Origin of the sequence: Bradyrhizobium sp. 2TAF36, assembly GCF_052114925.1 — a bacterium.
Taxonomy (GTDB): domain Bacteria; phylum Pseudomonadota; class Alphaproteobacteria; order Rhizobiales; family Xanthobacteraceae; genus Bradyrhizobium; species Bradyrhizobium barranii.
Genome location: NZ_JBFRFR010000037.1, coordinates 24,994 through 48,849 on the forward strand (window position 1 = coordinate 24,994; position 23,856 = coordinate 48,849).

16 protein-coding genes are annotated in these 23,856 nt (G+C 65.8%); 11 read left to right on the plus strand and 5 right to left on the minus strand.

The window, feature by feature from the left end:
- Positions 1-4: 4 nt before the first annotated feature.
- A complete protein-coding gene (locus AB4Z51_RS21940; RefSeq protein WP_071908563.1) occupies positions 5-1,621 on the minus strand; it encodes an FAD-dependent oxidoreductase in 1,617 nt (538 codons plus the stop codon).
- A gap of 110 nt (positions 1,622-1,731) precedes the next feature.
- Between AB4Z51_RS21940 and AB4Z51_RS21945 the strand changes: the two genes are divergently transcribed.
- Together AB4Z51_RS21945 and AB4Z51_RS21950 are read left to right on the plus strand one after the other, a co-directional pair.
- Positions 1,732-2,274: a MarR family winged helix-turn-helix transcriptional regulator gene (locus tag AB4Z51_RS21945; RefSeq protein ID WP_071908564.1), complete on the plus strand. Its 543-nt coding sequence runs from the start codon at positions 1,732-1,734 to the stop codon at positions 2,272-2,274.
- 45 nt (positions 2,275-2,319) lie between these two features.
- Positions 2,320-3,084, plus strand: a complete 765-nt coding sequence (locus tag AB4Z51_RS21950) for a class I SAM-dependent methyltransferase (RefSeq protein ID WP_439033855.1) — start codon at positions 2,320-2,322, stop codon at positions 3,082-3,084.
- 19 nt (positions 3,085-3,103) lie between these two features.
- Here the strand turns inward: AB4Z51_RS21950 and AB4Z51_RS21955 are convergent, their stop codons facing one another.
- A complete protein-coding gene (locus tag AB4Z51_RS21955; RefSeq protein ID WP_085403652.1) occupies positions 3,104-3,910 on the minus strand; it encodes an N-acyl homoserine lactonase family protein in 807 nt (268 codons plus the stop codon).
- A gap of 367 nt (positions 3,911-4,277) precedes the next feature.
- On the opposite strand from AB4Z51_RS21955, the gene AB4Z51_RS21960 reads away from it, so the two are divergent.
- The 4 genes from AB4Z51_RS21960 to AB4Z51_RS21975 all read left to right on the plus strand — a co-directional run bounded on the left by AB4Z51_RS21960 (position 4,278) and on the right by AB4Z51_RS21975 (position 10,845).
- Entirely contained in the window at positions 4,278-5,786 is a 1,509-nt protein-coding gene (locus AB4Z51_RS21960; RefSeq protein ID WP_085403653.1) for a caspase family protein, read from the plus strand.
- Positions 5,787-5,932: 146 nt separating this feature from the next.
- A complete protein-coding gene (locus AB4Z51_RS21965) occupies positions 5,933-6,604 on the plus strand; it encodes an OmpA family protein (protein ID WP_085403654.1) in 672 nt (223 codons plus the stop codon).
- Positions 6,605-6,781: 177 nt separating this feature from the next.
- A complete protein-coding gene (locus tag AB4Z51_RS21970; protein ID WP_085403655.1) occupies positions 6,782-7,711 on the plus strand; it encodes an efflux RND transporter periplasmic adaptor subunit in 930 nt (309 codons plus the stop codon).
- Positions 7,711-10,845 (plus strand): efflux RND transporter permease subunit, encoded by a 3,135-nt coding sequence (locus AB4Z51_RS21975; RefSeq protein ID WP_208084007.1) that lies wholly within the window; start codon positions 7,711-7,713, stop codon positions 10,843-10,845. The genes AB4Z51_RS21970 and AB4Z51_RS21975 overlap by 1 nt, the downstream gene beginning before the upstream one ends.
- A gap of 141 nt (positions 10,846-10,986) precedes the next feature.
- On the opposite strand, the gene AB4Z51_RS21980 is transcribed toward AB4Z51_RS21975, so the two are convergent.
- Positions 10,987-11,661, minus strand: a complete 675-nt coding sequence (locus AB4Z51_RS21980) for a Crp/Fnr family transcriptional regulator (RefSeq protein WP_028149299.1) — start codon at positions 11,659-11,661, stop codon at positions 10,987-10,989.
- 247 nt (positions 11,662-11,908) lie between these two features.
- Here AB4Z51_RS21980 and AB4Z51_RS21985 point away from each other — a divergent pair, with 247 nt between their 5' ends.
- The 3 genes from AB4Z51_RS21985 to AB4Z51_RS21995 all read left to right on the plus strand — a co-directional run bounded on the left by AB4Z51_RS21985 (position 11,909) and on the right by AB4Z51_RS21995 (position 17,723).
- The gene (locus tag AB4Z51_RS21985) at positions 11,909-13,951 is read left to right on the plus strand and encodes an AsmA family protein (RefSeq protein ID WP_085403657.1); all 2,043 of its coding nucleotides are present in this window, start codon (positions 11,909-11,911) and stop codon (positions 13,949-13,951) included.
- A gap of 247 nt (positions 13,952-14,198) precedes the next feature.
- The gene (locus AB4Z51_RS21990) at positions 14,199-16,646 is read left to right on the plus strand and encodes an adenylate/guanylate cyclase domain-containing protein (RefSeq protein WP_441497956.1); all 2,448 of its coding nucleotides are present in this window, start codon (positions 14,199-14,201) and stop codon (positions 16,644-16,646) included.
- Positions 16,647-16,856: 210 nt separating this feature from the next.
- Complete coding sequence (locus tag AB4Z51_RS21995) at positions 16,857-17,723, plus strand: hypothetical protein (protein WP_085403707.1); 867 nt, start codon at positions 16,857-16,859, stop codon at positions 17,721-17,723.
- Here the strand turns inward: AB4Z51_RS21995 and AB4Z51_RS22000 are convergent, their stop codons facing one another.
- Positions 17,724-18,992, minus strand: a complete 1,269-nt coding sequence (locus tag AB4Z51_RS22000; protein WP_085403659.1) for a Spy/CpxP family protein refolding chaperone — start codon at positions 18,990-18,992, stop codon at positions 17,724-17,726. It lies immediately after the preceding gene.
- A 142-nt stretch (positions 18,993-19,134) separates the two neighbouring features.
- Entirely contained in the window at positions 19,135-20,148 is a 1,014-nt protein-coding gene (locus AB4Z51_RS22005; protein ID WP_085403660.1) for a LysM peptidoglycan-binding domain-containing protein, read from the minus strand.
- A 187-nt stretch (positions 20,149-20,335) separates the two neighbouring features.
- Here AB4Z51_RS22005 and AB4Z51_RS22010 point away from each other — a divergent pair, with 187 nt between their 5' ends.
- Together AB4Z51_RS22010 and AB4Z51_RS22015 are read left to right on the plus strand one after the other, a co-directional pair.
- Entirely contained in the window at positions 20,336-21,031 is a 696-nt protein-coding gene (locus AB4Z51_RS22010; protein WP_085403661.1) for a hypothetical protein, read from the plus strand.
- 158 nt (positions 21,032-21,189) lie between these two features.
- A complete protein-coding gene (locus AB4Z51_RS22015; RefSeq protein ID WP_085403662.1) occupies positions 21,190-23,853 on the plus strand; it encodes a bifunctional diguanylate cyclase/phosphodiesterase in 2,664 nt (887 codons plus the stop codon).
- Positions 23,854-23,856 lie beyond the last annotated feature (3 nt).

A 23,856-nucleotide genomic window follows, 5' to 3' on the forward strand; every position in this document is an offset into this window, starting at 1 on the left:
ATCCTCAATTCAAACCTTCGGCCCGCGACAGCGCGGCGGCAATGGCCTTGCGCGTCGGGTGGCGGAAGCGCGCCGCGACGTAGCCGTCGGGCCTGAGCAGATAAGCCGCACCGGGCTCGGCGTCATAGCGCTTTGCGACGAGGCCCGAGGGATCGGCAAGCCCGCCCTCGCCACCGATGCGGATATCCTTCACGCCATCGGGCGCGTCGATCGCCGCGCCATTGCTGAACGACAGCAAGGTGAAGCCTGTTCCACCGCGGCGGAATGCATCCGTCAGATAGGCCTGCTCGCCAGCGGGGGCGTCGAGCATTGAACAGCCGGGCGCCGGTCCGCCGCGCCACGCATCCGCATCGGGCGATGACAGCGGCGAGTCGTAGCTGCACGGCACCGAGAGCCGGCCGCCATTGACCATGCGCTTGCCGAACTCCGTCTCCTTGGCCAACGACAGCACCGCCTTGCGCAGCCGCGCCTCCTGATGCGAGTTCGGCGCCATGAAGTCCGTCGAGCGGGTCGACTCGCGAATGTTCTCGTCGGCAGCCCCGCTGCGCTCGACATGGTAGCTTTCGAGCAGGCTCGCGGGCGAGGCGCCGCGCAGCACGCGATCGAGCTTCCAGGACAGGTTCTCGGCGTCTTCGAGGCCCGAGTTCGCACCACGCGCACCGAAGGGCGAGACCTGATGCGCGGAATCGCCCGCAAAAATCACCCGGCCGTGGAGGAAGCGATCCATCCGCCGGCACTGGAATTTGTAGAGCGAGATCCACTCGAACTCGAACTTGTCGTGACCGAGCATGCGCGCGATCCGCGGCCGCACGTTCTCCGGCTTCTTCTCGACGACGGGATCGGCATAGCGATTGAGCTGGAGATCGATGCGCCAGACGTCGTCGGGCTGACGGTGCAGCAGCGCGGAGCGGCCGGCATGAAACGGCGGATCGAACCAGAACCAGCGCTCGGTCGGGAACTCCGCGGTCATCTTGACGTCGGCGATCAGGAACTGGTCCTCGAACACCTGGCCGGCGAAGTCGGCGCCAACCATCTGCCGCAGCGAGGAGCGCGCGCCGTCGCAGGCGACGACATATTGCGCGTGCAGGCGATAGGCGCCCTCCGGCGTTTCGATTGTCAGCGCGACGGAATCGTTGCGACTCTCCAGCGCCGTCACCTTGTTGCGCCAGCGGAGGTCGATCGCAGGCAGATCGCTGATGCGATCGACCAGATAGGCCTCGGCGTAATATTGCTGGAGGTTGATGAAGGCCGGCCGCTTGTGACCGTCTTCCGGCAGCAGGTTAAACTGGTAAAGCTGCGACTCGCCATGAAAAATGCGGCCGACGCTCCAGACCACGCCCTTGTCGACCATGCGGTCGCCGACGCCGAGCCGGTCCCAATATTCGAGCGACCGCTTGGAGAAGCAGATCGCGCGCGAGCCTTCGCCGATCCGGTCGGCATCATCCAGAAGGACGACGCGCTGGCCGCGCTGGGCAAGGTCAATCGCGAGCGACAGCCCCACCGGCCCCGCGCCGACGACCACCACGGGATGCTCGGCCGCACTCTGGCCGGGACGATCCTGGTCGGGGTGGCGGCGATAGCCGAACTGGGTTTTGGCCTGCTGCGTATTGGCCTGCGCCATGCGCTAACCTCGGCTCTGGTCAAGAGAGGACTGATCTGCTAGATAGTCTCACGTGCAACTATTTTGGACCGGAGCCGGCCGGCCGTCAACTGGAATTCGGAGCGCAAGCCTTGGCGAGGACATCCAGCGACATCGCGCTGAAGGCACGTGAGGCTGACGAGGCTTCATTGCGGCCGAAGGCGCGGCTCGATTTGTTCAAGTTCGTGCCGTTCCGCCTCAACCGGCTAGCGGCTGAGGTGAGTTCCGCGCTTGCGGTCGAATATCAGGAGCGTCACGGCCTCGACATTCCGGCCTGGCGCGTGATCGCCACGCTCGGCTTCCGCAACGATGCCTGTAGCGCGCAGTACGTCTCGCAATGCACCCGCACGCACAAATCCACCATCAGCCGCGCCGTGACCACGCTGCTGCACCAGGGGCTGATCGAGCGGGTCGAGAACGAAGCCGACCGCCGCGAATTCCGCCTGCAACTGACGAAGAAAGGTCGCGCGCTGTACGAAGAGCTGTTCCCGCAATTGCTGCGGCGGGAAGACGAGATCCTCGCCTGCCTCTCCGCGCAGGAGCGCAAGCAGCTCTCGGCCCTGCTCGGCAAGATCGAACAGAGCCTCGACCTGATCCAGACCAGCGAAGAGGCCGACGCGAAAGAGGCGTATTAGGGCGCGTACTCATAGAGGTGCAGACGTCGGCTTTTGGGAGGCCGATTGAGAAAGCTTGGCAGGTCCGTGACGGCACTGGCTTATATAACGGCGCTACTTGCGGCGTTTGCCGCAACTCGCGCATACGCCGCTGACATAGGTTATCTGGCTTCCCCCGGAGTCGCTGCAAACGAGTTTCCCTCACCACAGCGCCCTGTTGCACGGATCGTCAGCCCGCGCCGCGCCGCCGAAGAGCGCCGAGACGCCCTCAATGAGGCCGGTCAAATCGCACGTGCTCTTGAACTGAAACCAGGTATGACAGTGGGCGACATTGGAGCAGGCAGCGGCTACCACACGGTCAGGCTCTCGCACCTCGTCGGCCCCGCCGGCTCTGTCGTTGCCCAGGACGTCACGCGGGATTACCTCATCGAGCTCGCCAGGCGAACAGAACGTCTGAAGTTGACGAACGTGCAATTCGCGCTCGGCGAACCACACGACCCGCGTCTGCCCGCTTCCTCGCTGGATGCCGCAATCCTCGTGCACATGTATCACGAGATAGCCCAACCCTATGCCTTCCTCTACAATCTCGCGCCCGCCTTGAAGCAGGGTGCGCGGGTCGGAATTGTCGATCTTGAGCTTCCGACGTCGAAGCATGGCACGCCAATTGAGCTCTTGCGCTGCGAATTGACCGCCGTCGGCTATCGCGAGGTTGCCACATATAAGCTCGCAGGGGACGGAGGATACCTGGCGGTATTCTCTCCGCCGGAGGCAGCGGCTCTAGAATCTCCCCGCGATATCGTTGCTTGTGCGGATCCTGCCGGCACTCGCTGACACCACGCCCCGGATTCCGTCACTTCGCAAACGACCGCGACGGCGGCAAATGCAGCGCCCAGGCATCGACCTTGTCGCTGGCACGCGGATAGATCTCCGTCACGATCGGATCGTGGCCGGGAATGAACCTGTCAGGATGACCGGCGAGGCGTTCGATCGTCTCCCAGCCCTGCGCCATGTCGCCGATATTGTAGACGATGGGGAACGGACTCCTGCGCTGCAGATTGGCGTAGTAGTGTGCGGCATCGGACGCCAGCACCACCGGCCCGCGCGCGGTCTCGACCTTGACCACCTGCAAGCCATCGGAATGGCCGCCGACACGATGCACGGTGACGCCGGGCGCCACCTCGCCGTCGCCGGAATAGAAATTGACGCGCTCGCCATAGACATGACGCACCATCTGCGTGACGTGCTCGACCGAGAACGGATGTCGCAGCAGTCCGTTACACATGCAGCGTCCCGTCGCGTAAGCCATCTCGCGCTCCTGGAGATGGAAGCGCGCGTTCGGGAAGCGATCGAGATTGCCGGCGTGGTCGTAATGCAGATGCGTCACGATAATGTCGCGAACGCTCGACGCCGCGACGCCAAAGCGCTCCAGCGCATCGACCGGATTGAGCGTCAGCTTGCGCGCCCGCGCGCTCGCCTCCTCGGCGTTGAAACCGGTGTCCACCAGGATGTCGCGGCCGCCGCCGCGGATCAGCCAGACGAAATAGTCGAGATCCTGTGCCGCGCTGTCATGCGGGTCGGGCTGAAGGAAGTTCATGTTGGGGGTGCGTGGCGACATCGTCGCATAACGCAGGGCGTAGATTTCGTAGGCGTTTCCCATGGTTTTCTTTTCTGAGTTGGACCTTCGGGGACGATCAAGCGCACCAAGCCATTGTCGGCCGCAAAGGTCAAACACCGGAGGGCTGCGACAGCGTCCAGCCTGCTATGTGAGACCCCTCACATCTTCTTTGTCGCGGCTGCTCCAGCATCCTGCCGCAGAGTCGAACCAGATGGCGCCGAGCACAACCGTGATAGTCCGTTTATTCCCCTCCCGGCGCGCCCATGCATCGCGGTCAATTGTCGCGATAATGCCGAATCTCCAAGCGGTTGACGCCCCCCTTCCGCGGTTTGATAATGCACATTGCGTAAGTTAAGGTCGCCGCGGCGCAAGCTGGGAACGGCGCCTTTTTGGCTGGACCGCGCTGATTATGAAAATTCGCTTCCTTTTTCTTCTGCCCYTGCTCGTTTCGCTCGTCCCGGTTGCGCCATCCCTGGCCGCCGGCGACCGTTATGCGTTGGTCATCGGCAACGCCAAATATCCGGACGCGGACGCCCCGCTGAAGGAACCGCTCAACGACGCGCGCGACGTCGCCGACGAGCTAAAGCGCGACGGCTTTTCCGTTGAAATCGGCGAGAACCTGACCGGCGACGGCATGCGCCGCGCCTTCGACAAGCTCTATGGCAAGATCAAGCCGGGCTCGGTGGCGCTGATCTTCTTCAGCGGTTTCGGCATCCAGTCAGCGCGCCAGAGCTACATGCTGCCGATCGACGCGCAGATCTGGACCGAATCCGACGTGCGCCGCGACGGTTTCAGCCTGGAGACCGTGCTCGGCGAGCTCAATACCCGCGGCGCGGGCGTCAAGATCGCGCTGGTCGACGCCTCCAGGCGCAATCCCTTCGAGCGCCGGTTCCGCAGCTTCTCGGCCGGCCTGACGCCGGTCATCGCGCCGAACGGCACGCTGGTGATGTACTCGGCGGCACTGGCCTCGGTGGTCTCGGACGCGGGCGGCGATCACAGCCTGTTCGTCCAGGAGCTCCTGAAGGAGATCCGCGTCCCCGACCTGATGGCCGAGGAGACGCTGAACCGCACCAAGATGGGCGTCACCCGCGCCTCGCGCGGCGAACAGGTGCCGTGGATCTCCTCTTCCCTCGCCGAGGATTTTTCCTTCATTCCGGGCGCCGGCGGATCGCGTCCGTCGATGACGGCACCACCGCCATCGCCGCCGGTCGTCGCCAACAACCCGCCGCCGGCTCCGCCCGCACCGCCTCCGCCGCCGAAGCCGGCGGACACGGCAGCGGCACCTGCTCCGGCACCAGCACCGGCGCCCTCACCGAAACCGCAGGTCGAGGCCGCCTTGCCGCCGGCGCCACCGCCGGTGAAACCAGCCGAGACCACCCCCGCACCGAGCATGGATAGCGGGCCGAGCGCGGCCGCGCTGGCGGAGGATCCGACCATCAAGGGCCTGACGGCCAAGATCGCCGCCAATCCTGATGACGTGAACGCGCTGTACCGGCGCGGTCAGGTCTATGCCAGCAAGGGCGCCTACAATTTGGCCATCAAGGATTTCGACGAGACGCTTCGGATCAACGCGAAGGACGTCGAGGCGTTGAACAACCGCTGCTGGACCCGCACCGTGGTCGGCGACCTCCAGGGCGCGCTGAAGGATTGCAACGAGGCGCTGCGGCTGAGGCCGAATTTCGTCGATGCGCTGGACAGCCGGGGGCTCGTCAATCTGAAATCGGGAGCGGTCAAGAACGCCATCGCCGATTTCGACGCAGCCCTGAAGATCAACCCGCGCCTGACCTCCTCGCTCTTTGGCCGCGGGATTGCCAAGCAGCGCAACGGCTCGGCGCAGGAAGGCGCGCTCGACATCGCCAATGCCAAGGCGATGGACCCGAACATTGTTCAAGAGTTCGCAAGCTACGGAGTACGCTAGTATTTTTTTGAATTGAGGCGGCAGACGCCTCGAACCCTCGGCGGCCCAGGGAAGACTAACGGACGGATGCCGCAGGYGGCCTTTCCCGGGGGCCCATTGCAGGAATTTTTGGAACCGCGCGGTCAGCTGCGCAGGAGGGACTGGCAATGAGATTGGCTGCAAAGGGATTTACCGCGATCCTGTCCATCATCACGGTCGGCGCCGCTCTGTCGCTGACGACTCCGCTCGCATTCGCGGGCGACGACGGCAACAGCAAGAACGTTACCGAGGACGAGATCGTCCGCGCACTCGCGCCGCCGCCGAAGAAGCCGTTGACCCGCGGCCTCTCGATCGCCCCGCAGGCCGATCCCGCACCCAGTGCGGCGGAAACCAAGCTGATCCAGTCCGTGCGCGGCCGCTCGACGCGCTCGCTTTCGTCGACCGAGCGCGAAGAGATCGCGTCGGTGGCCAAGGACAAGCCGAATATCGATCTTGAAATCACGTTCGACTACAACTCGGCCAATATCAGCGCCAAGTCGCTCGGCTCGGTACAGGCGCTCGGTCGCGCGCTGACCAGCCCCGACCTGAAGGGCTCGACCTTCGTGGTTGCCGGCCACACCGACGCCGCCGGCGGCGAGGGCTATAATCAGGACCTGTCGGAGCGCCGCGCGGATTCGATCAAGCGCTACCTCGTCGACAAGTACGGCATCTCTGCGACCGATCTCGTCACCGTCGGCTACGGCAAGAGCAAGCTGAAGGACCCGGCCCAGCCGATGGCGGAGGTCAATCGTCGCGTCCAGGTCGTCAACATGGAAAACAAGACCACCGCATCGAAGTGAGAGCACGACGTAATCCTTTGAAGTGCCAAATCCTTTGAAGTGCCAAGTCGTGATGTGGTGTAAAGTCTTGCTTCAAAAGCGCGTCCCGCAGCCTTGTGGGACGCCGCTTTATTTCAGGGAAACGCTCTCAGCAGGCCTCGTGCGGATGGCCGTGAGCCAGGCCAGGACAATCCGGCGATGAACGCCTCCGAATATCTCAAGCCTGCCGGAACCGTGGTGTTCGTCGTTGCGCTCGGCGTCGGCTATTATCTGTTCGAGCATCGGCATCGCCCCGAGGCGAAGGAAACGCCGAGCGAGGCGCTCGTCATCGTGACGAAGTCGACCAACGCCTGCTTCTCCGACCTCGTGCGGGTGACCGGCTTCTTCGTGCCGCGCCGCGAGGCCGTGGTCGTCGCCGACCAGGAAGGCTCCAGGGTCACCGACCTCTTTGTCACCGAAGGCGCCATGGTCACCGACAATCAGGAGCTGGCGCGCCTGACGGCGCCGCCGCAGATCCCCGGCCAGCCACAAAGACCCGGCACGCAAGGCCCGATCTCGCTGAAGGCGCCCGCGCCGGGCCTCGTTACCGAAGTACGCACCATCGTCGGCGCGCCCGCCTCGCCGCAGGCCGGCCCGATGTTCCGCATCGCCGTCAACAACGAGATCGAGCTCGACGCCCAGGTCCCGGCGGTGCACATGCCCAAGCTCAATCCCGGCGCGACCGTGCGCATCAGCCGCGATGACGCGCCCGATTTGATCGGCCGGGTCCGGCTGGTCGCGCCCGAAATCGACCGCACCACGCAGCTCGGCCGCGTCCGCATCAGCGTCACCAACAATCCTTCGCTCAAGGTCGGCGTGTTTGCCCGCGCCTCGATCGACGCCAAGCGAAGCTGCGGCGTCTCGATCCCCAAGACCGCGATCGACCATCTCACCATTCAGGTCGTCAAAAACAATATTGTCGAGACGCGCAAGGTACGGGTCGGGCTGTCGTCCGACAGCGCGACGGAAATTCTGGAAGGCCTCGAGGTCGGCGAAATCGTCGTGGCCGACGCCGGCTCTTCGCTCCATGACGGCGACCAGATCAAGACCATGTTCGCCGATGAACTCGATCGCACGCGGGTACGCTGATGGCTCTCAATATCTCGGCTTGGTCGATCCGCAATCCGCTGCCGTCGGTCGTCTTCTCGATCATCCTCCTGGTCCTCGGCTGGGTGTCCTTCACCAAGCTCGCGGTGACGCGGCTGCCTTCGGCCGACATTCCCGTGATCTCGGTCGTGGTGTCGCAGTTCGGCGCAGCACCCGCTGAGCTCGAATCCCAGGTCACCAAGACGGTTGAAGATGCCGTCTCCGGCGTCGAGGGGGTCAGGCACATCACCTCCTCGATCACCGACGGCGTGTCAGTGACCACCATCCAGTTCGCGCTGGAAACCAACACCGACCGCGCGCTCAACGACGTCAAGGACGCGGTGACGCGCGTGCGCTCCAACCTGCCGCAGAACGTCACCGAGCCGCTGATCCAGCGCGTCGACGTCATCGGCCTGCCGATCGTCACCTATGCCGCGATCTCGCCCGGCAAGACGCCCGAGCAGCTCTCCTATTTCGTCGACGACGTCGTCAAGCGCGCGCTGCAGGGCGTGCGCGGCGTTGCCCAGGTCGAGCGCATCGGCGGTGTCGAGCGCGAGATCCTGGTCTCGCTCGATCCGGACCGGATGCAGGCGATGGGGCTGACCGCGGTCAATGTCAGCCAAAGCCTGCGCGGCACCAATGTCGACGTCGCCGGCGGCCGCGCCGAGATCGGCAAGAACGACCAGGCGATCCGCACGCTTGCGGGCGCGAAGACACTGGGCGATCTCGCCGGCACCATGATCCCGCTGTTCGGCGGCGGTGAGGTCCGGCTCGACGATCTCGGCACCGTCACCGACACCATCGCCGACCGCCGCACCTTCGCCCGCTTCAACGGCGAGCCGGTGGTCGCGCTCGGCATCAAGCGATCCAAGGGCGCCAGCGATGTGAAGGTGGCCGAGGCCGTGCAGAAGCGCATCGACGCGCTGAAGGCCGCCTATCCCGACGTCGACCTGAAGGTGATCGACACCTCGGTCGAATATACCAACGGCAATTACCACGCGGCGATCTCGACCCTGTTCGAAGGCGCCATCCTTGCCGTCATCATCGTGCTCCTGTTCCTGCGGGACCTGCGCGCCACCATCATTGCCGCGATCTCGCTCCCGCTGTCGATCTTCCCGGCGTTCTGGGCGATGGACCTTCTCGGCTTCTCGCTGAACCTCGTCAGCTTCCTCGCCATCACGCTGTCGACAGGTATTCTCGTCGACGACGCCATCGTCGAGATCGAGAACATCGTCCGGCACATGAACATGGGCAAATCGCCCTATCGTGCCGCACTTGAAGCCGCAGACGAGATCGGCCTTGCGGTGATCGCGATCTCGCTGACCATCATTGCGATCTTCGCGCCAGCGAGCTTCATGTCGGGCATCGCCGGACAGTTCTTCAAGCAGTTCGGCATCACCGTCTCGGTGCAAGTGTTCTTCTCGCTGCTCGCGGCGCGCTTCGTCACGCCGGTGCTGGCCGCCTACTTCCTCAAGCACCATGCGCACGAAGAGCCGCCGCCCGGCCGCGTGCTGCGGGCCTATCACAGGATCGTGGCCTGGTCGGTGAAGCACCATTTCATCACCGTGCTGATCGGCTTCGGGGTGTTCGCCGCCTCAATCTGGAGCATCACGCTGCTGCCGCAGGGCTTCCTGCCGGCGCAGGACAGCGCGCGCTCGCTGCTGGCGCTCGAGCTGCCGCCGGGCACCCAGCTTGCCTACACCGAGAAGGTCACCGAGGACATCGTCGCACGCCTGCGCAAGCGGCCGGAGGTGAAGAGCATCTTCGTCGATGGCGGGCGCGTCCCGCCGGGCACCCAGGAAGTCCGGCGCGCCTCTCTGATCATCAACTACACGCCCAAGGACAGCCGCGACATCACCCAGCGCGAGCTCGAATTCTCGATCAGCCAGGAGCTGGAGAACGTTCCCGACATCCGCTTCTGGTTCCTCGACGAGAACGGCCTGCGCGCCATCTCGCTGGTCGTGACCGGCGTCGACGCCAACATCGTCAACAACGTCGCCAGCGAGCTCGCGACGCAGATGAAGCGGATTCCGACGATCTCCAACGTGATCTCGGAAACCACGCTCGAGCGGCCCGAGCTGCGCATCGAGCCGCGCGCAGATCTCGCCGCGCGCCTCGGCGTCTCCACGGAAAGCCTGTCGCAGACCATCCGCGTCGCCACCATCGGCGATGTCGGGCCCGCGCTCGCCAAGTTCGACGTCGGCGACCGCCTGGTGCCGATCCGCGTCCAGCTCGAGGACGCCGCGCGCGGTAATCTGAGGACGCTCGAACAGCTGCGCGTGCCGCTCGGCGAGCGCGGCGAGAAGGGCGGCGTGCCGCTCTCGGTCATCGCCGACGTCAAGCTCGACCAGGGTCCGACCAGCATCAACCGCTACGATCGTGAGCGGCAGGCAACCGTCGCCGCCGACCTCGTCGGCTCCGCCGCACTCGGCGACGCGACCAAGAAGATCTACGACCTGCCGGTGATGAAGAGCCGGCCGAAGGGCGTGAAGGTCTCGCCCTCCGGCGACGCCGAAAGCCTGAACGAGCTGTCCGACGGCTTCGCCACTGCGATCACCGCGGGCCTGATGATGGTCTACGCCGTGCTGGTGCTGCTGTTCGGCACCTTCCTGCAGCCGATCACCATCCTGTTCTCGCTGCCGCTCTCGATCGGCGGCGCCATCGCCGCCCTGCTCATCACCGGCAAGCAGCTCACCACGCCGGTCTGGATCGGCATTCTGATGCTGATGGGTATCGTCACCAAGAACGCGATCATGCTGGTGGAATTCGCCATCGAGGCAATCCGCGCCGGCAAGCCGCGCGAGGAAGCGATGATCGACGCCGGCATGAAGCGCGCGCGCCCGATCGTGATGACCACGATCGCGATGGCCGCGGGCATGACGCCGAGCGCGCTCGCGGTCGGCGCCGGCGGCGAGTTCCGCTCGCCGATGGCGCTCGCGGTGATCGGCGGCCTGATCTTCTCGACCATCCTGTCGCTGGTGTTCGTGCCCGCGATGTTCATGGTGATGGACGATCTCGGCGCCCTGATCTGGCGATTCGCCAAGCGGCTGATCGTGCACAGCGAGGATGCCGAGACCGCCGATCATCACGGCGCGGCGCCGGATAAAAAGGGCATGGTACACCCCGCGGCGGAGTAGCCGTGATACGGACGTCGACGGCTCAAGCTGGTTCAGCGAGCGGCGTCAGCGAACTCGACGTCGCAGGAGATCGTCTTCGCTACCAAGCGTTCAAGCGCACCGGTCGCGCCGCCCGAACGACGGAGCGGTTTGGCCGATCCCCTACTCGTTCCGCGCGATCGCCGTCAGCTTGGTCATGTTCCGCAGCAGGATGCGGCCGCGCTGGAGATCGAGAATCGCCTCCTTGCGCCAGGCCTGAAGCTGGCGGTTGACGCTCTCGCGGGCCGCGCCGACGAAGATGCCGAGCTGCTCCTGCGAGATGTGGACCTCCGAGCCGAAATCGGCGGCGAGCGCGCAGAGCCGCCGCGCCAGCCGCACCGGCAGCGGTTGCAGCATGGATTCTTCCATGCGCTCGCTCTGCCAGCGGATGCGCTGGCACAACAGCGCGATGATTTTGATTGCGACCTTCGGCTCGCGTTCGAGGAAGCTGAGAAAATCTTCGCGCCGCAGCACGAACAATTCACTGGCTTCGCCTGCGGTCGCATCCGCAGTGCGGCTCTGGCCGTCCAGCACCGCGACCTCGCCGAACAGGTCGCCCGGCCCCATGAAGTTCAGGGTCAGACGGCTGCCGTCGGAGACGCCGGTCTCGATACGGACCTGGCCCCGGCGCACGCCGAACAGCGCGTCCCCCGCATCGCCCTTCTGGAATAGCACCTCGCCATTCCCCAGATGCTGGGTGTGGCAGAGATTCGACAGCCGCTGGAGCTCGTCTGCGCCGAGATCGGCGAACATCGCGTTCATCTTCAGGATGACCGCAAATTCGGCCTGCTTGCTCATTTCAATGTCCTTGTGAATTTCCTTAGCCAGTTTCCCTGGCAAATCGCTTGGAACCATCAAATCAGGATCGCGTAATACCGCGCCGGCGAAGTGTGTCATAAGTCACATAACTTTGCAGCACCCCCTGACTATTTTTACGTGCTTGGAGCCGCTTCCCGTCCGGGGATAAACTCAGGTGCAAAGGACGGATGCATAGGACGGTCATCTGCGGGATTCGCCGCCGATTGTCCGTCGTTGGAAAGTTGACATGAGAGCAGTGAAATTCGCCGGCGCGGCGATCGCCGCCGTCATCATCGTGATCGGGCTTCTCCTCGTGGTCGGGATTCCCTCGGGATTCCTGACCACGACGATTGCCTCGCGGGTCGAGAGCGCGACCGGTTATCGCCTGTCCATCGACGGCACCACGAAGATCAGCCTGTGGCCGACGCTGAACGTCACGCTCAACGATCTCACGCTTCAGGACCCGAAGGACCGCAGCGGCATCACGCGCCTGACGGTCGACAGCGTGCAGGCCGACATGTCGCTCTCGAGCGTATGGTCGGGCAGCCCGAAGATCAGCGAACTCGTCGTCACCCATCCCGTGCTCCACCAGCCGCTGCTGCGTGAGCGACTGCCGAATGCCGGCACCGCGTCGAAGCCGCTGGCGCTCGACACCGGTGGTGCGACCATCGACCGCGTCAAGGTCATCGACGGTGAAGTCGCATTCGCGCGCGTGCGCGACCGTGTCGAGGGCCGCATCAGCGCCATCAACGCCGACGCAGTCGTTGGCCGCGACCGCAAGGTCGACATCGCCGGCACCGCGCGGGTCGGCGATCACCCGACCAAGTTCGACATCAAGGCGTCGACGCCGGCGCCGCCGGCCGACCGACCGACCATTCCGGTGGATTTCGCCATCGACATGCCCGATGTGCTGAAATCCCAGCTCACCGGTCATGCCGAGATGCGGCTGAGCGGCGATGTCGTGATGATCAACGGCGTGAACGGCAGGCTCGGCGACGGCGCCTTCAACGGCTGGGCCTCGGTCGATATTGCGAGCAAGCCTCTGGTCAAGGTCGATCTCGACTTCCAGCGGCTCGCGATTCCGGTCGCGAAATCGCCGGAGGGCACGTCGGGACAGCCCTGGAGCAATGCACCGATCGACGTGTCCGGGCTCAATTATGTCGACGCACAAATCAGGATCTCCGCGAACGAGGCCGTGATCGGCGATACGCGCATCGCGCCGCTGGCGCTCGATGCGAAGCTCGCCGGCGGCGTGCTGAAGGCCGGCACCGCCAATCTCGGCGCCTATGACGGCCAGGTCTCGGGCGAGGTGATCCTGGATGCCACAAGCGGCGCACCGAGCTTTGCCATGCATTCCGATCTCGTCGGCGTGCGCGCATTGCCGCTGCTCCAGGGCCTTGCCGAGTTCGACCGGATCGACGGCAAGCTGCAGGCCAAGCTCGCGTTGCGCAGCGCCGGCACCAGCCAGCGCGCGCTGATGGCGAACATGCAGGGCACGGCCTTCGTCAATTTCCAGGACGGCGCCATCCGCGGCATCAATATCGCGCAGATGATCCGCTCGCTGACATCGGGTACGCTGTCGGGCTGGCAGGACAGCGAGGCCCAGAGCACGGATCTGTCGCAGCTCTCGGCGTCCTTCCGCATCGACAAGGGTCAGGCAGTGACGACCGATCTCAACCTGATCGGACCGCTGGTGCGCGTGACCGGCGCCGGCACCATCGCGCTCGACACCAAGATGATGGGTTTTCGCGTCGAGCCGAAGCTCGTGATGACCACCGAAGGCCAGGGCCGCGCGTCGGAGCCGGTCGGCTTCGGCATTCCCGTGATGATCCAAGGCAGTTGGTCGCAGCCGCGGATCTACCCAGACATGGCCGGCATGCTGGACAATCCGGACGCCGCCTATGCCAAGCTGCGCGAGATGGGCAAGGGCCTGTTCGGCCCTGACGGCGCCGGGCTCGGCAATATTCTGGGCAGCCTCGGATTGGGCGGCGCCGCAGCGCCGGGCAGCGGCAACGCGGCCGGCAATGCCAATCCGCAAACCCAGCAACCGGGACAGAACAACCCGCTCGGCGGCCCGCTGGGCGAGGCGATCGGCAATTTGATCCAGCAAGGGCTTTCCGGCGGCGCGGGGACCAGCACTGGCACCGGCCGCAGCCGCGGCCTGCCGGCAACACCGTCCACCCCCGCTCCGCAAGCCTCTCCCGCGCCCCCGGCCCAGGACGACCCGGCGGTGGTGCAGCAGGACAGCCAGCCGATGAACGACGTGCTGCGACAGCTCTTTAATCGATGATTGGCCGACCAACGCACTGGACTCCACGCCAATCCCTACATCGGCCTCCCCGTCCGCCGCTTCATCCGAAGGGATGAGGCCGCGACAATTCACGACCCTTTCGGCCTAGCCCGGCGTCGACAGCGGGTAACCACGCTGGGCGGTCGACCGGTCGCAGGACCGTCTCCTGGCCCGAATTGTGGTAGAAGGGCGCCTGGACCGGTACGGCCCGTAGCGCCGGCGTCGATGACGGCGCGAGAGGATCTGGATGGCGGGAGCGAAAGACAAGACACGGTTTCTGCGCGAGGGCCTGTTCGCCAAATACGTCGTCTCCCTCGTCGGCCTCGTCGTGTTTGTCCTCGCCGTCAACGGCGCGATGGAGACCTGGATCTCCTATCGCGCCACCAAGACCCAGCTGACCGACGGGCTCGACGACAAGGCGCAAGGAGCCGCCCGGCGGATCGAGCAGTCGATCTCCGAGCTCGAGCGCCAGATCAGCTGGGTGACGCGGGCAAGCCAGGACACGCTCGAGAAGCGCCGCGCCGACTACGCATCGCTCCTGCACCAGGTCTCGGTCGTCAATCAGCTGTTCCAGCTCAACGGCGAGGGACGCGAGGTGCTGCGCGTCTCGCGCCAATCGACCACGACCGGTGGCAATGCCGACCTCTCCCGCGACATGCGCTTCACCGACACGGTTGCCCGCGGCGTCAGCTACGCGCCGGCCTGGTTCTCCGACCGGACGCCGATGATGTCGATCTCGGTGGCGCATTCCGGCTTCAATGCCGGCGTCACCGTGGCCGAGATCGATCTCAGCTTCCTCTCCGACTTCCTGTCCGACGCCCAGGTCGGCAAGGCCGCGTTCGCCTATGTGGTCGATCCGCGCGGCCGCGTGCTGGCGACGTCGTCGAAAGGGCCCGATGTCGGCAAGGATCTGTCGAAGCTGCCGCAGGTGGCGGCGGCGATTGCGCCCGGCCGCGAGCCCGACACGTCGGGTACCGACTTCAACGGCCATGCGGTGATGAGCGCCGCCAGCACCGTGCCGAAGCTCGGCTGGAACGTGATGTTCGAGCAGCCGACGACGCAGGCGTTGATGCCGATCCGCGACCAGCTCGTGCGCATCGCGCTGTTGATCGGCATGGGCCTGATGGTCGCGATCCTCGCCGGCACGCTGCTCGCCCGCCGCATGATCATCCCGATCACGGCGCTGCGCGACGGCGCGCACAAGCTCGGCGAAGGCGATTTCAGCCACCGCATCGACGTCCACACTTCCGACGAGCTGGAAGACCTCGCCGGCCAGTTCAACCGCATGGCGGGCCAGCTCCAGGAAACCTATTCGGACCTGGAGACCAAGGTCGAGGAGCGCACCCGCGATCTCGCGCAGTCGATCAACGAGCTCAAGGCGCTGGAAGAGGTCGGCCGCGCGGTCGCCTCCTCGCTCGATCTCAACGCCGTGCTACCGACCATCGCCGCGCGCGCGATCGAGATTACCCATGCCGATGCGGTGCTGATCTACGGCTTCGATGCCGAGACGCGCCGCTTCAACCTGATCGAATCCAACGGCATCGACAAATCGGCCGACGGCGCGCATGTCACGATCCAGCAAGGCGCGAACATCCTGAGCGATGCCGCCGAGAGCGGCGAGCCGATCGCGATTGCCGATCTCGACCGGGCCTCCGAGCAACCGCTGCGCGACGTCGCGATCGATGCCGGCTTCCACTCCGTGCTGGTGGTGCCGCTGGTGGACCAGCAGGGCACGCTCGGCTCGCTCGTGGTGCTGCGCCGGGCCGGCGGCGAGTTCGGCGGAAGCCTCACCGGCCTGATGCGCACCTTTGCCAACCAGGCCGTGCTGGCGATGCGCAACGCGCGGCTGTTCACCGAGGTCGATCACARGGGCCGCGAGCTCGCCGCGGCACATAACACCGTGCAGCAGCAGGCGGCAAAGCTCCAGGAGCAGACCGAGCAGCTTCGCAACTGGAACCGCTCCCTGGAAGAGCGCGTCGAGAAGCAGCTCGGCGAGATTAGCCGCATCAAGCGGCTCGAACGTTTTCTCGCGCCGCAGGTCGCCCAGCTCATCGCTTCGTCGGATGGTCATGACTCGCTGCTCGACAGCCATCGCCGCGAGGTCACCGTGCTGTTCTGCGATTTGCGCGGCTTCACCGCCTTCACCGAGGCGACCGAGCCGGAAGAGGCGATGAACGTGCTGCGCGAATATCACGCAGCGCTCGGCAAGCTGATCTTCAAATACGAGGGCACGCTCGACAAATATGCCGGCGACGGCGTGATGATCCTGTTCAACGCGCCGATCCAATTCGAGGACCACACGCGGCGCGCGGTGCAGATGGCGGTGGAGATGCGCGACACGATCGGCCCGCTGACCGAGAAGTGGCGCAACCGCGGGCACACGCTCGGCTTCGGCATCGGCATCGCGCTCGGCTATGCCACGCTCGGCCAGGTCGGCTTCGAGCAGCGGCTGGAATATGCCGCGATCGGCAGCGTCACCAACCTCGCCTCGCGGCTCTGCGACGAAGCCAAGGCCAACCAGATCGTGGTCAGCCGCCGCGTCTACGGCATCGTCGAGCCCTGGGTCGAAGCCCGCGCGCTCGACGACCTCGTGCTCAAGGGGTTCAATCACCCGGTGCTGGCGATGGAGATTTTGTCCTGGCGCGAGGAAGTGGAGAACGTAGTGGATGCCGCGGCGGCGCGCCGGCGAGGGTAGCCAACAACAAAAACGCGAAAACAACCCCATGCACAGTAGACGGGGGCTGTCGGATCAATGACTTACGCGGGTGCCGGAGCGGTTTGACACGTCGGGCAAAACACCGGCAGGATGGTATCATCTCCCACACCGCGCCCACGAACCACATCCCTCCTCCCCGCGACTAACCATCGCCTCGATGGCGAGGCGAGAATCCGGATGGAGACGATCGTGGCGTTTGCCTTGCCTTCGCGCGCGTATGATTTGCAGATGCTGGACCGTCCCGCGGATCGTGCGCGCGATCACGGTTGGGTCTTTGGCCTGCCGCCGGGCATCAGCAGCGAGCAATGGCCGCTCGATCCCGTCACCGGCTTTCCGCTGATGCACGGCTTCACCTTGAAGCTGCCGGACGATTATCGCGTGCATGGCGAGGACATCGTCGCGGTCTCGTTCTTCGCCACCGCGCCCGATCACAATGACGGCGGGGCGCCCGATGATCCCGAGATTCGCGAGGCCGTGGCGGCGCGACCCGCGCATCCGCGGCTTTCGCGCATGACCGACATTCTCGACTACGAATATGCCGCGTTGCTGCTGACCAAAGCCGAATATGAGGGCGCATTCGCGGCGCCGCCGGCGCCGCTTCCGCTTGCGACAGCAGATCGGCCGCGCTGGCTCGACGTCGGCGGCGCCAGTGCCTTCTTCGAGGCCGCCGCGCCTTACGCAAAGAAGATGTTTGCCGCGCAGCCGCGCGCCGATCTCAGCGAGACCCGCGCGATCGCGCTTGTGCCGCGCGCGACCGATCCCAATGCCGGCAAGGGCCCGCAGGACGAGCACACAAGACAAAACCCGCCGACCGGTTATCAGCCCTACTATTACTATGTCGGCGGCGTGCCGAGCCGCGACAATTTCCGCCTGCACGACTGGGGCAAGGATCACGCGCACAACCATCTCGGCGGCACCATGCGGCCGTGCCAGGCGGTGCCGGAGATGAGCCCGTTCTACATCGAGTTCGAGGAATATTTCGGCGGCTACAATTTCGGCGGCGGCAACGCGCAGCTCGACTTCAAGGACATGAAGTTCGACTGGGCGTGCGGCTGATCACGCCCCTCGCTTCGGCCCGATCGCCTCGAAGCCGGCCTTCTGCTCGTTGCTCAAGTCTGCCTCGAAATCGTCGAGCGCGTCGCCGACGCCCTTCACCGCCTGCAGCATCGTCTCCAGCCGCGCCTTCACGGCCGTGAGGCGGGCCTGCGGCGTAGGCTCGGCCTTGGACGGGCAGGCGCTGAGTGTCTCCATGGTGCGGAGCGTGGTGTCCTGGAGCACCTCAAGCCGGGCGCGAGCGGTGTCGTCAAGCCTCAGCGTGGACGCGATCTCGCCGGCGGGCCATTGCTGCTGCACGAGCTGCTCGTATTGCCGCTGCGCCTGCACATCATAGCGGGGATCGTAGCCGGCCTCGCAGGCGGCTGGCGCCTGCGCGTCCTTGCGCTGGCCGGCCGCAAGCGCGGCACGGCGCTCATTGGCCAGCGCGTCGAGCTTTGCCTTCTGGCCGGCATCGAGGAGATCGACGAACTTTGCGAGCGGCGGTGCGATAGCGTCCGTCGCCTTGATCATGGCCGCGAGGCGCGTCTGCATCAGGCCGAGGCGCTCCGCGGCGGTCGCGGGGGCCTGCGTCGGGCAGGCCGTGCGGATGGTGTCGCGCGCAACGACCCAGGCGGTCGCGAGCTCATCGAGCGCGGCGCGCTGCAATTCGTTCGGCTGCACCAGGGCGGCGATACGGTCGACCGGCAGGCCGCCGGTGTCGCTGGCATCGCAAACGGCCTCGACCGAAGGGACCTTTCGCGCGCGCCTGCCTTGCGGCGCTGTGTAGGCGGCGAACTCCGTGGCCGCATAGGGCGCGAAGATCGCGGCATAGATGTCGCCATAGCCATAGAGCGAGAGACTGGTCGTATCGCCCAGGATGATTGCGGTGGTGAGGTCGTCATGCGCGAACGGCCAGAACACGGGGCCGGCCCAGCCATAGCTGCCATCGGGGTGGCGCCACCAGCCCTGCGGGCGGCGGCCACCGTGCCAGCCCGACAGCGCAGCTTGCGCCGTGAGCGCCGCACGCAGGATGTAGGGGTTGGCCGGCTGACCGCGTTCGGCGCCGCGAGGATCCTGCGACCTCAGCGCGGCGGAGCGGTATCGGCCGCCCCGTACCGCCATGCGCGCATGGCGCAGGCGTGTCATGCCGATCACGTGGCCGACGGCAAAGCGCGCGACACCGAGCGGGCCGCCGCGCAATCCGAACTGTGCCTCGGCTTTATTCGGCAGCAGCACTGCCGCAATCATGAGAGCAGCGCCCGCCAGCGCCAGTCCCATGCGTCCGGACATGAAAGCGGACCTGACCACCTCGGCCTCCTCCCAGCGCCAAGCGCGCAGTGGGTCGCATCACAATGACGCGCTGGGGAACCGAATGTTCCGGAGAGACGGAGGGCAAAGCGTCGCAACGCGCACCGGCGTTGCCGATGCGACCTCAATCCGCCTTCCGCGGCACCACAAAAGTCTGGCCGGGATAGATCAGGTTGGGGTTGTGGATCTTGCCCCGGTTGGCGTTGTAGATCACCGCGTAGCGGGCGCCGTCACCGTAAGCGAGCCTGCTGAGCGCCCACAGGCTGTCGCCGCGGGAGATCACCCGGTTGCCGCCCGCTTCGGCCGGTGCGCCGCTGATGGCGTCCGCCGGCGACGCCGATGCAACGGTCGTGGCCGCGGGCGCTCGCGCCATCACCCTGGGTTTCGGTGCACCGATAAATCTCGGCTGAACCGTGGGCCTGTCATGCGCCGATGCCTGGCGCGCCGATGCCGACGGCAGGGATGCCACGACATCAGACTTGTCGTCGGACTTCTCGGCCTGCTTCAGCTCCTGCTTCGCGGCCGGTGCCGGGCGCGCGGGCGGCGGCGCGGCTTCGGCGATGGTCACCGGCATGCTGCGGCCCGACTGCGTCACGGTACCGTCAGGCGCTTTCGCCCGCAGGGTCAGCTCATAGGAGCCGGCGGGAAGCTGCGGCGGGGTCATCACGAACTGGCCCGAGGCATCGGCGACAACCGTATCGAGCGGCTTGCCGTCGCGCAGCAGCTCGACCTGTGCACCCGGCGCGGCCCGACCCGCGATCACCGCCGCCTCGCCGTGATCGTCGACGCGCGCGACGTCGAACCGCGGGCCAGCATCGGTCGTGGCCGCCGGCGGCTTGGCCGGCACGAGATCGGCCAGCGCCGTGGCCTGCTTCTGCGTCTCGGCCAGCGCATCGACCTTCGGCGCGGAGGCCGGGGGCGCCGATGGCGCGGCGGCGAGCTTTGGCTCGTCCAGCTTCGGCTCTGGCTTGGTCTCCGCTTTGGCTTCGGGCTTTGCCTCCGGCTTGGCGGCGACGGCGATCTCGGTCTGCGCGCCGCCCGGCAGCAGGCGGCGCAGCTCGGTGGGACCGATCACCAGCAGGGTGCCGCCCACCGCGAGCAGGCAGAATGCAATGAAGGCCTTGGAAGCGGTGATCATCAGACAATGAACCCTTGGGTCGCAAATCAACCGAGGCCGGCAAATTGCGCCGATTTGGCTGCGTCAGCAAGTCGATCATTGGGATGATGCACCTTTCGTTCCGGCACGCCCGGCATGAACCGGCGGGGCACCGACGGCGTCAAATCACCGAGGCCGCATCGCGGTCATTTCTCGAGGATTTTTTTCCGTGACCGCATTTTGCCGTCCCGCACCATGGCTGGCGCTTGTCCTGACACTGGCCGCCTCTCCGGCGCTCGCCGCATCCGGCCCGCCGCCGGACTACATCCTCACCAACAATGCCGGCCTCGCCTTCACCTCGCCCGATGGCGCCACCAGGATCGAGCAGTACATGAAGGACGACGGGGATTGGGACGTCAAATGGCAGGTCTGGGCTCGCCGCGGCGAGCAGATGACGGAGCTGAAGCCCGAGCAGGGCTACGGGGCCGGCTTCCGCTTCACCGGCGACTCGCAATGGCTGGTGCGGATGCAGAAGACCGGCTCGGGCGAGCAGGACCTCTATCTCTACCATGTCGAGAAGGGCGCCTTCGCGAGCGCGACGAAGAAGCCGCTCAGCGATCTCGCCTGGGCCTATTTCTACGGCCGGCCGGAGACGAAGAGGTTCGCCAAGCTCGACTTCCATATCTCGGCCAATCTCATGGAGGGTACGGAAGAGGCCTATCGCTCGCTCGGCATGGACTGGCCCAACAACCGCTACCTCGTGATCTCGCTGTCGGGCGAATATGACAACCATCCCAAGAACGTCGCCATGAAGGGACTGGGCGGCTGGCGTTGCCGCTATGATCTCGAGACCGGAAAGTTTGACGTGCCCGAGACGTTCGCCAAGAAGAATGCGGAAGCCTTGAAGTGGGAAATCCGCCGGTGATCCCCGGAATCGCGTCAGCGTAAATCCAGCCTGCGGAACTCCCGCCGACCGAGGGAAAACCAACCCTCTGATTCCGTTCCGATTCATGTTTTCCTAACCCTTACTGGTAACGGGCTCTTGTCGGTTTTGCTGCATCTTGCATCCCACGGGAGGGCTGGATGGGCACATCAATCCGATGGACCACGCGCATGCGCGCGTTGCTCCGCCGTTGGCAGGGCGCGCCGCTGACGTGGCTGATCGCCGGCGGCTTCGTGCTGATGGTCGCGATGGCCATCGGCACCGCGCTCACCGTCGATCGTTTCCGGCAAAATGCAATCGAGAGTGGCCGCGACAGCCTGGAAAACTCCGTGCGCATGCTCGCCCGGCATTTCGACCGCGAATTCGCCGACTTTGCGGTGCTCCAGAAGAGCGTCATCGCCGAGCTCGAGAGCCACGGCATCACATCCGCCGATATCTTCCGCAGCGAGATGGCCACGCTGGCCATGCACGAGGTGCTGCGCGCCAAAGCCAGCGGCTGGTCCGACGTTGCCGGCGCCAACGTGTTCGATTCCAACGGCGTGCTGATCAACTCGTCGCGGCGCTGGCCGGTCGCCGATATTTCGGTCGCCGACCGCGGCTATTTCAATCGCCTCAGGAACGATCCGGCCTCGCAGGAAGAGATCGAGGTCGTGCCCGGCCGGTTCGGCAACGGAGCTGCGATCGTGTTCGCGCGGCGCGTCTCCGGTCCCCACGGCGAATTCCTCGGCATGGTGTCGCGGGCCATTTCGCCGGAGCAGCTCGAATCCTTCTTCGCCTCGGCGGGGCTCGGCGAGGAATCCTCGATCGCGATGCACCACCAGAATGGCCAGCTGCTCGCGCGCGTTCCGCATGTCGACGCGATGATCGGACAGAATTTTCGCAACGGCACGCGCGAGCAGATGGCGGTGTTCGAGCGCACCTTCGTCACGACGCAGCTCGCCAGCCCGATCGACGGCAAGGACCGCATCGTCGCCGCGCGCCTCCTGACCGGCGAGCCGCTGGTCGTGGTCGCGACCAAATCGCTGGACGCGACGCTGGCGACCTGGCGGACGCAGACAAAATTCTTCGTCGCCGTCGCCGTGCTGTCGATCGGCCTGCTCGTGCTCACGCTGTTCCTGATCTTCCGCCAGATGACGCGCAGGCTCGCCGCGGAGAAGCAGCAGCTCGACACCGCGATGAACACCATGACGCAAGGCCTGTTGATGTTCGACCAGGACGAGCGGCTGATCGTCTGCAACCGGCGCTACATCGAGATGTACGGGCTGTCGGCCGACGTGGTGAAGCCCGGCGCCTATTTCCGCGACGTGATCCAGCATCGCCATGACACCGGCTCGTTCCACGGTGACGTCGCGTCCTATTGCGACGACATTCTGAGCAATACCGGGCGAACCCAGAGCGCCGTCGTCGAGACCGCGGACGGCCGCCTGATCGAGATCAAGAACCAGCCCGGTGCTGCCGGCGGCTGGCTCGCGACCCACGACGACGTCACCGAACGCATCCGCGCCGACGAGCGCATCGCGCATATGGCGCATTACGACGCGCTGACCGACCTGCCCAACCGCGTGCTGATGCGCGGCCATCTGGAGCGCCGCATCGCGGAGCTTGCCCAGGGCCAGCCGTTCGCGATCCTTTACATCGACGTCGACGAGTTCAAGGGCGTCAACGATTCGCTCGGCCACGAGGTCGGCGACGAGCTGCTCCGCCAGGTCGCCAACCGCCTGCGCGCCTGCGTCAGCGGCAACGACCTCGTTGCGCGGCTCGGCGGCGACGAATTCGCCATCGTCAAGGCCGGCACCAGCGACCGGGCCGAGCTGACGGCGCTGGCGGAAAACATCCTCAAAGCGCTGCGTACGCCCGTGGACTGCAAGGGCCAGGAGATCCCGACCGATGCCAGCATCGGCATCGCGATCGCGCCGGATCACGGCGACAATCTCGACGACCTGCTCAAGCGCGCCGATCTCGCGATGTATGCAGCGAAGTCCGAGGGCCGCCGCACCTTCCGCCTCTTCGTGCCCGAATACGACGCCAAGGCGCGGCTGCGCCGCCAGCTCGAGCTCGACCTGCGCCAGGCCCTCGCCCGCGGCGAGTTCGAGGTGCATTACCAGCCGCTGGTCGATCTCGCGGCCAATGTGGTCAACGGCTGCGAGGCGCTTCTGCGCTGGCGCCATCCCGAGCGCGGCATGATCTCGCCCGCCGACTTCATTCCGGTCGCGGAAGAGACCGGGCTGATCGGCGAGATCGGCGAATGGGTGCTGAAGCAGGCCTGCACCGAGGCGGCGAGCTGGCCCGGCGATATCCATGTCGCGGTCAACGTCTCGCCGGTGCAGTTCCGCGCCAGGACGCTGGCGCTCAAGGTTGCAGCCGCGCTCGCGGAGTCAGGACTTGCGCCCGGACGRCTCGAGCTCGAGGTCACCGAGACCGTGCTCATCCGCGACGACGAGGAGGCGCTGACGATCCTCCAGCAGCTGCGCGAGCTCGGCGTGCGCATCGCGCTCGACGATTTCGGCACCGGCTATTCGTCGCTGAGCTATCTGCACCGCTTCCCGTTCGACAAGATCAAGATCGACCGCAGCTTCATCAGCGACATCGGCCAGTCCGAGGATTCCTCTCCGATCGTGCAGGCGGTGGTGCACATGGCGGCCGCCCGCCACATGGCGACGACGGCCGAAGGCGTCGAGACCGAGGCCCAGCGCGAGGTGCTGCGGCAGCTCGGATGCAGCCAGATGCAGGGCTGGCTGTTCAGCCCCGCCGTGCCGGCGGCGAAGCTGAGGCAGCTGTTGTCGGCGCAGGCGGTGGCCGCTTAGCGC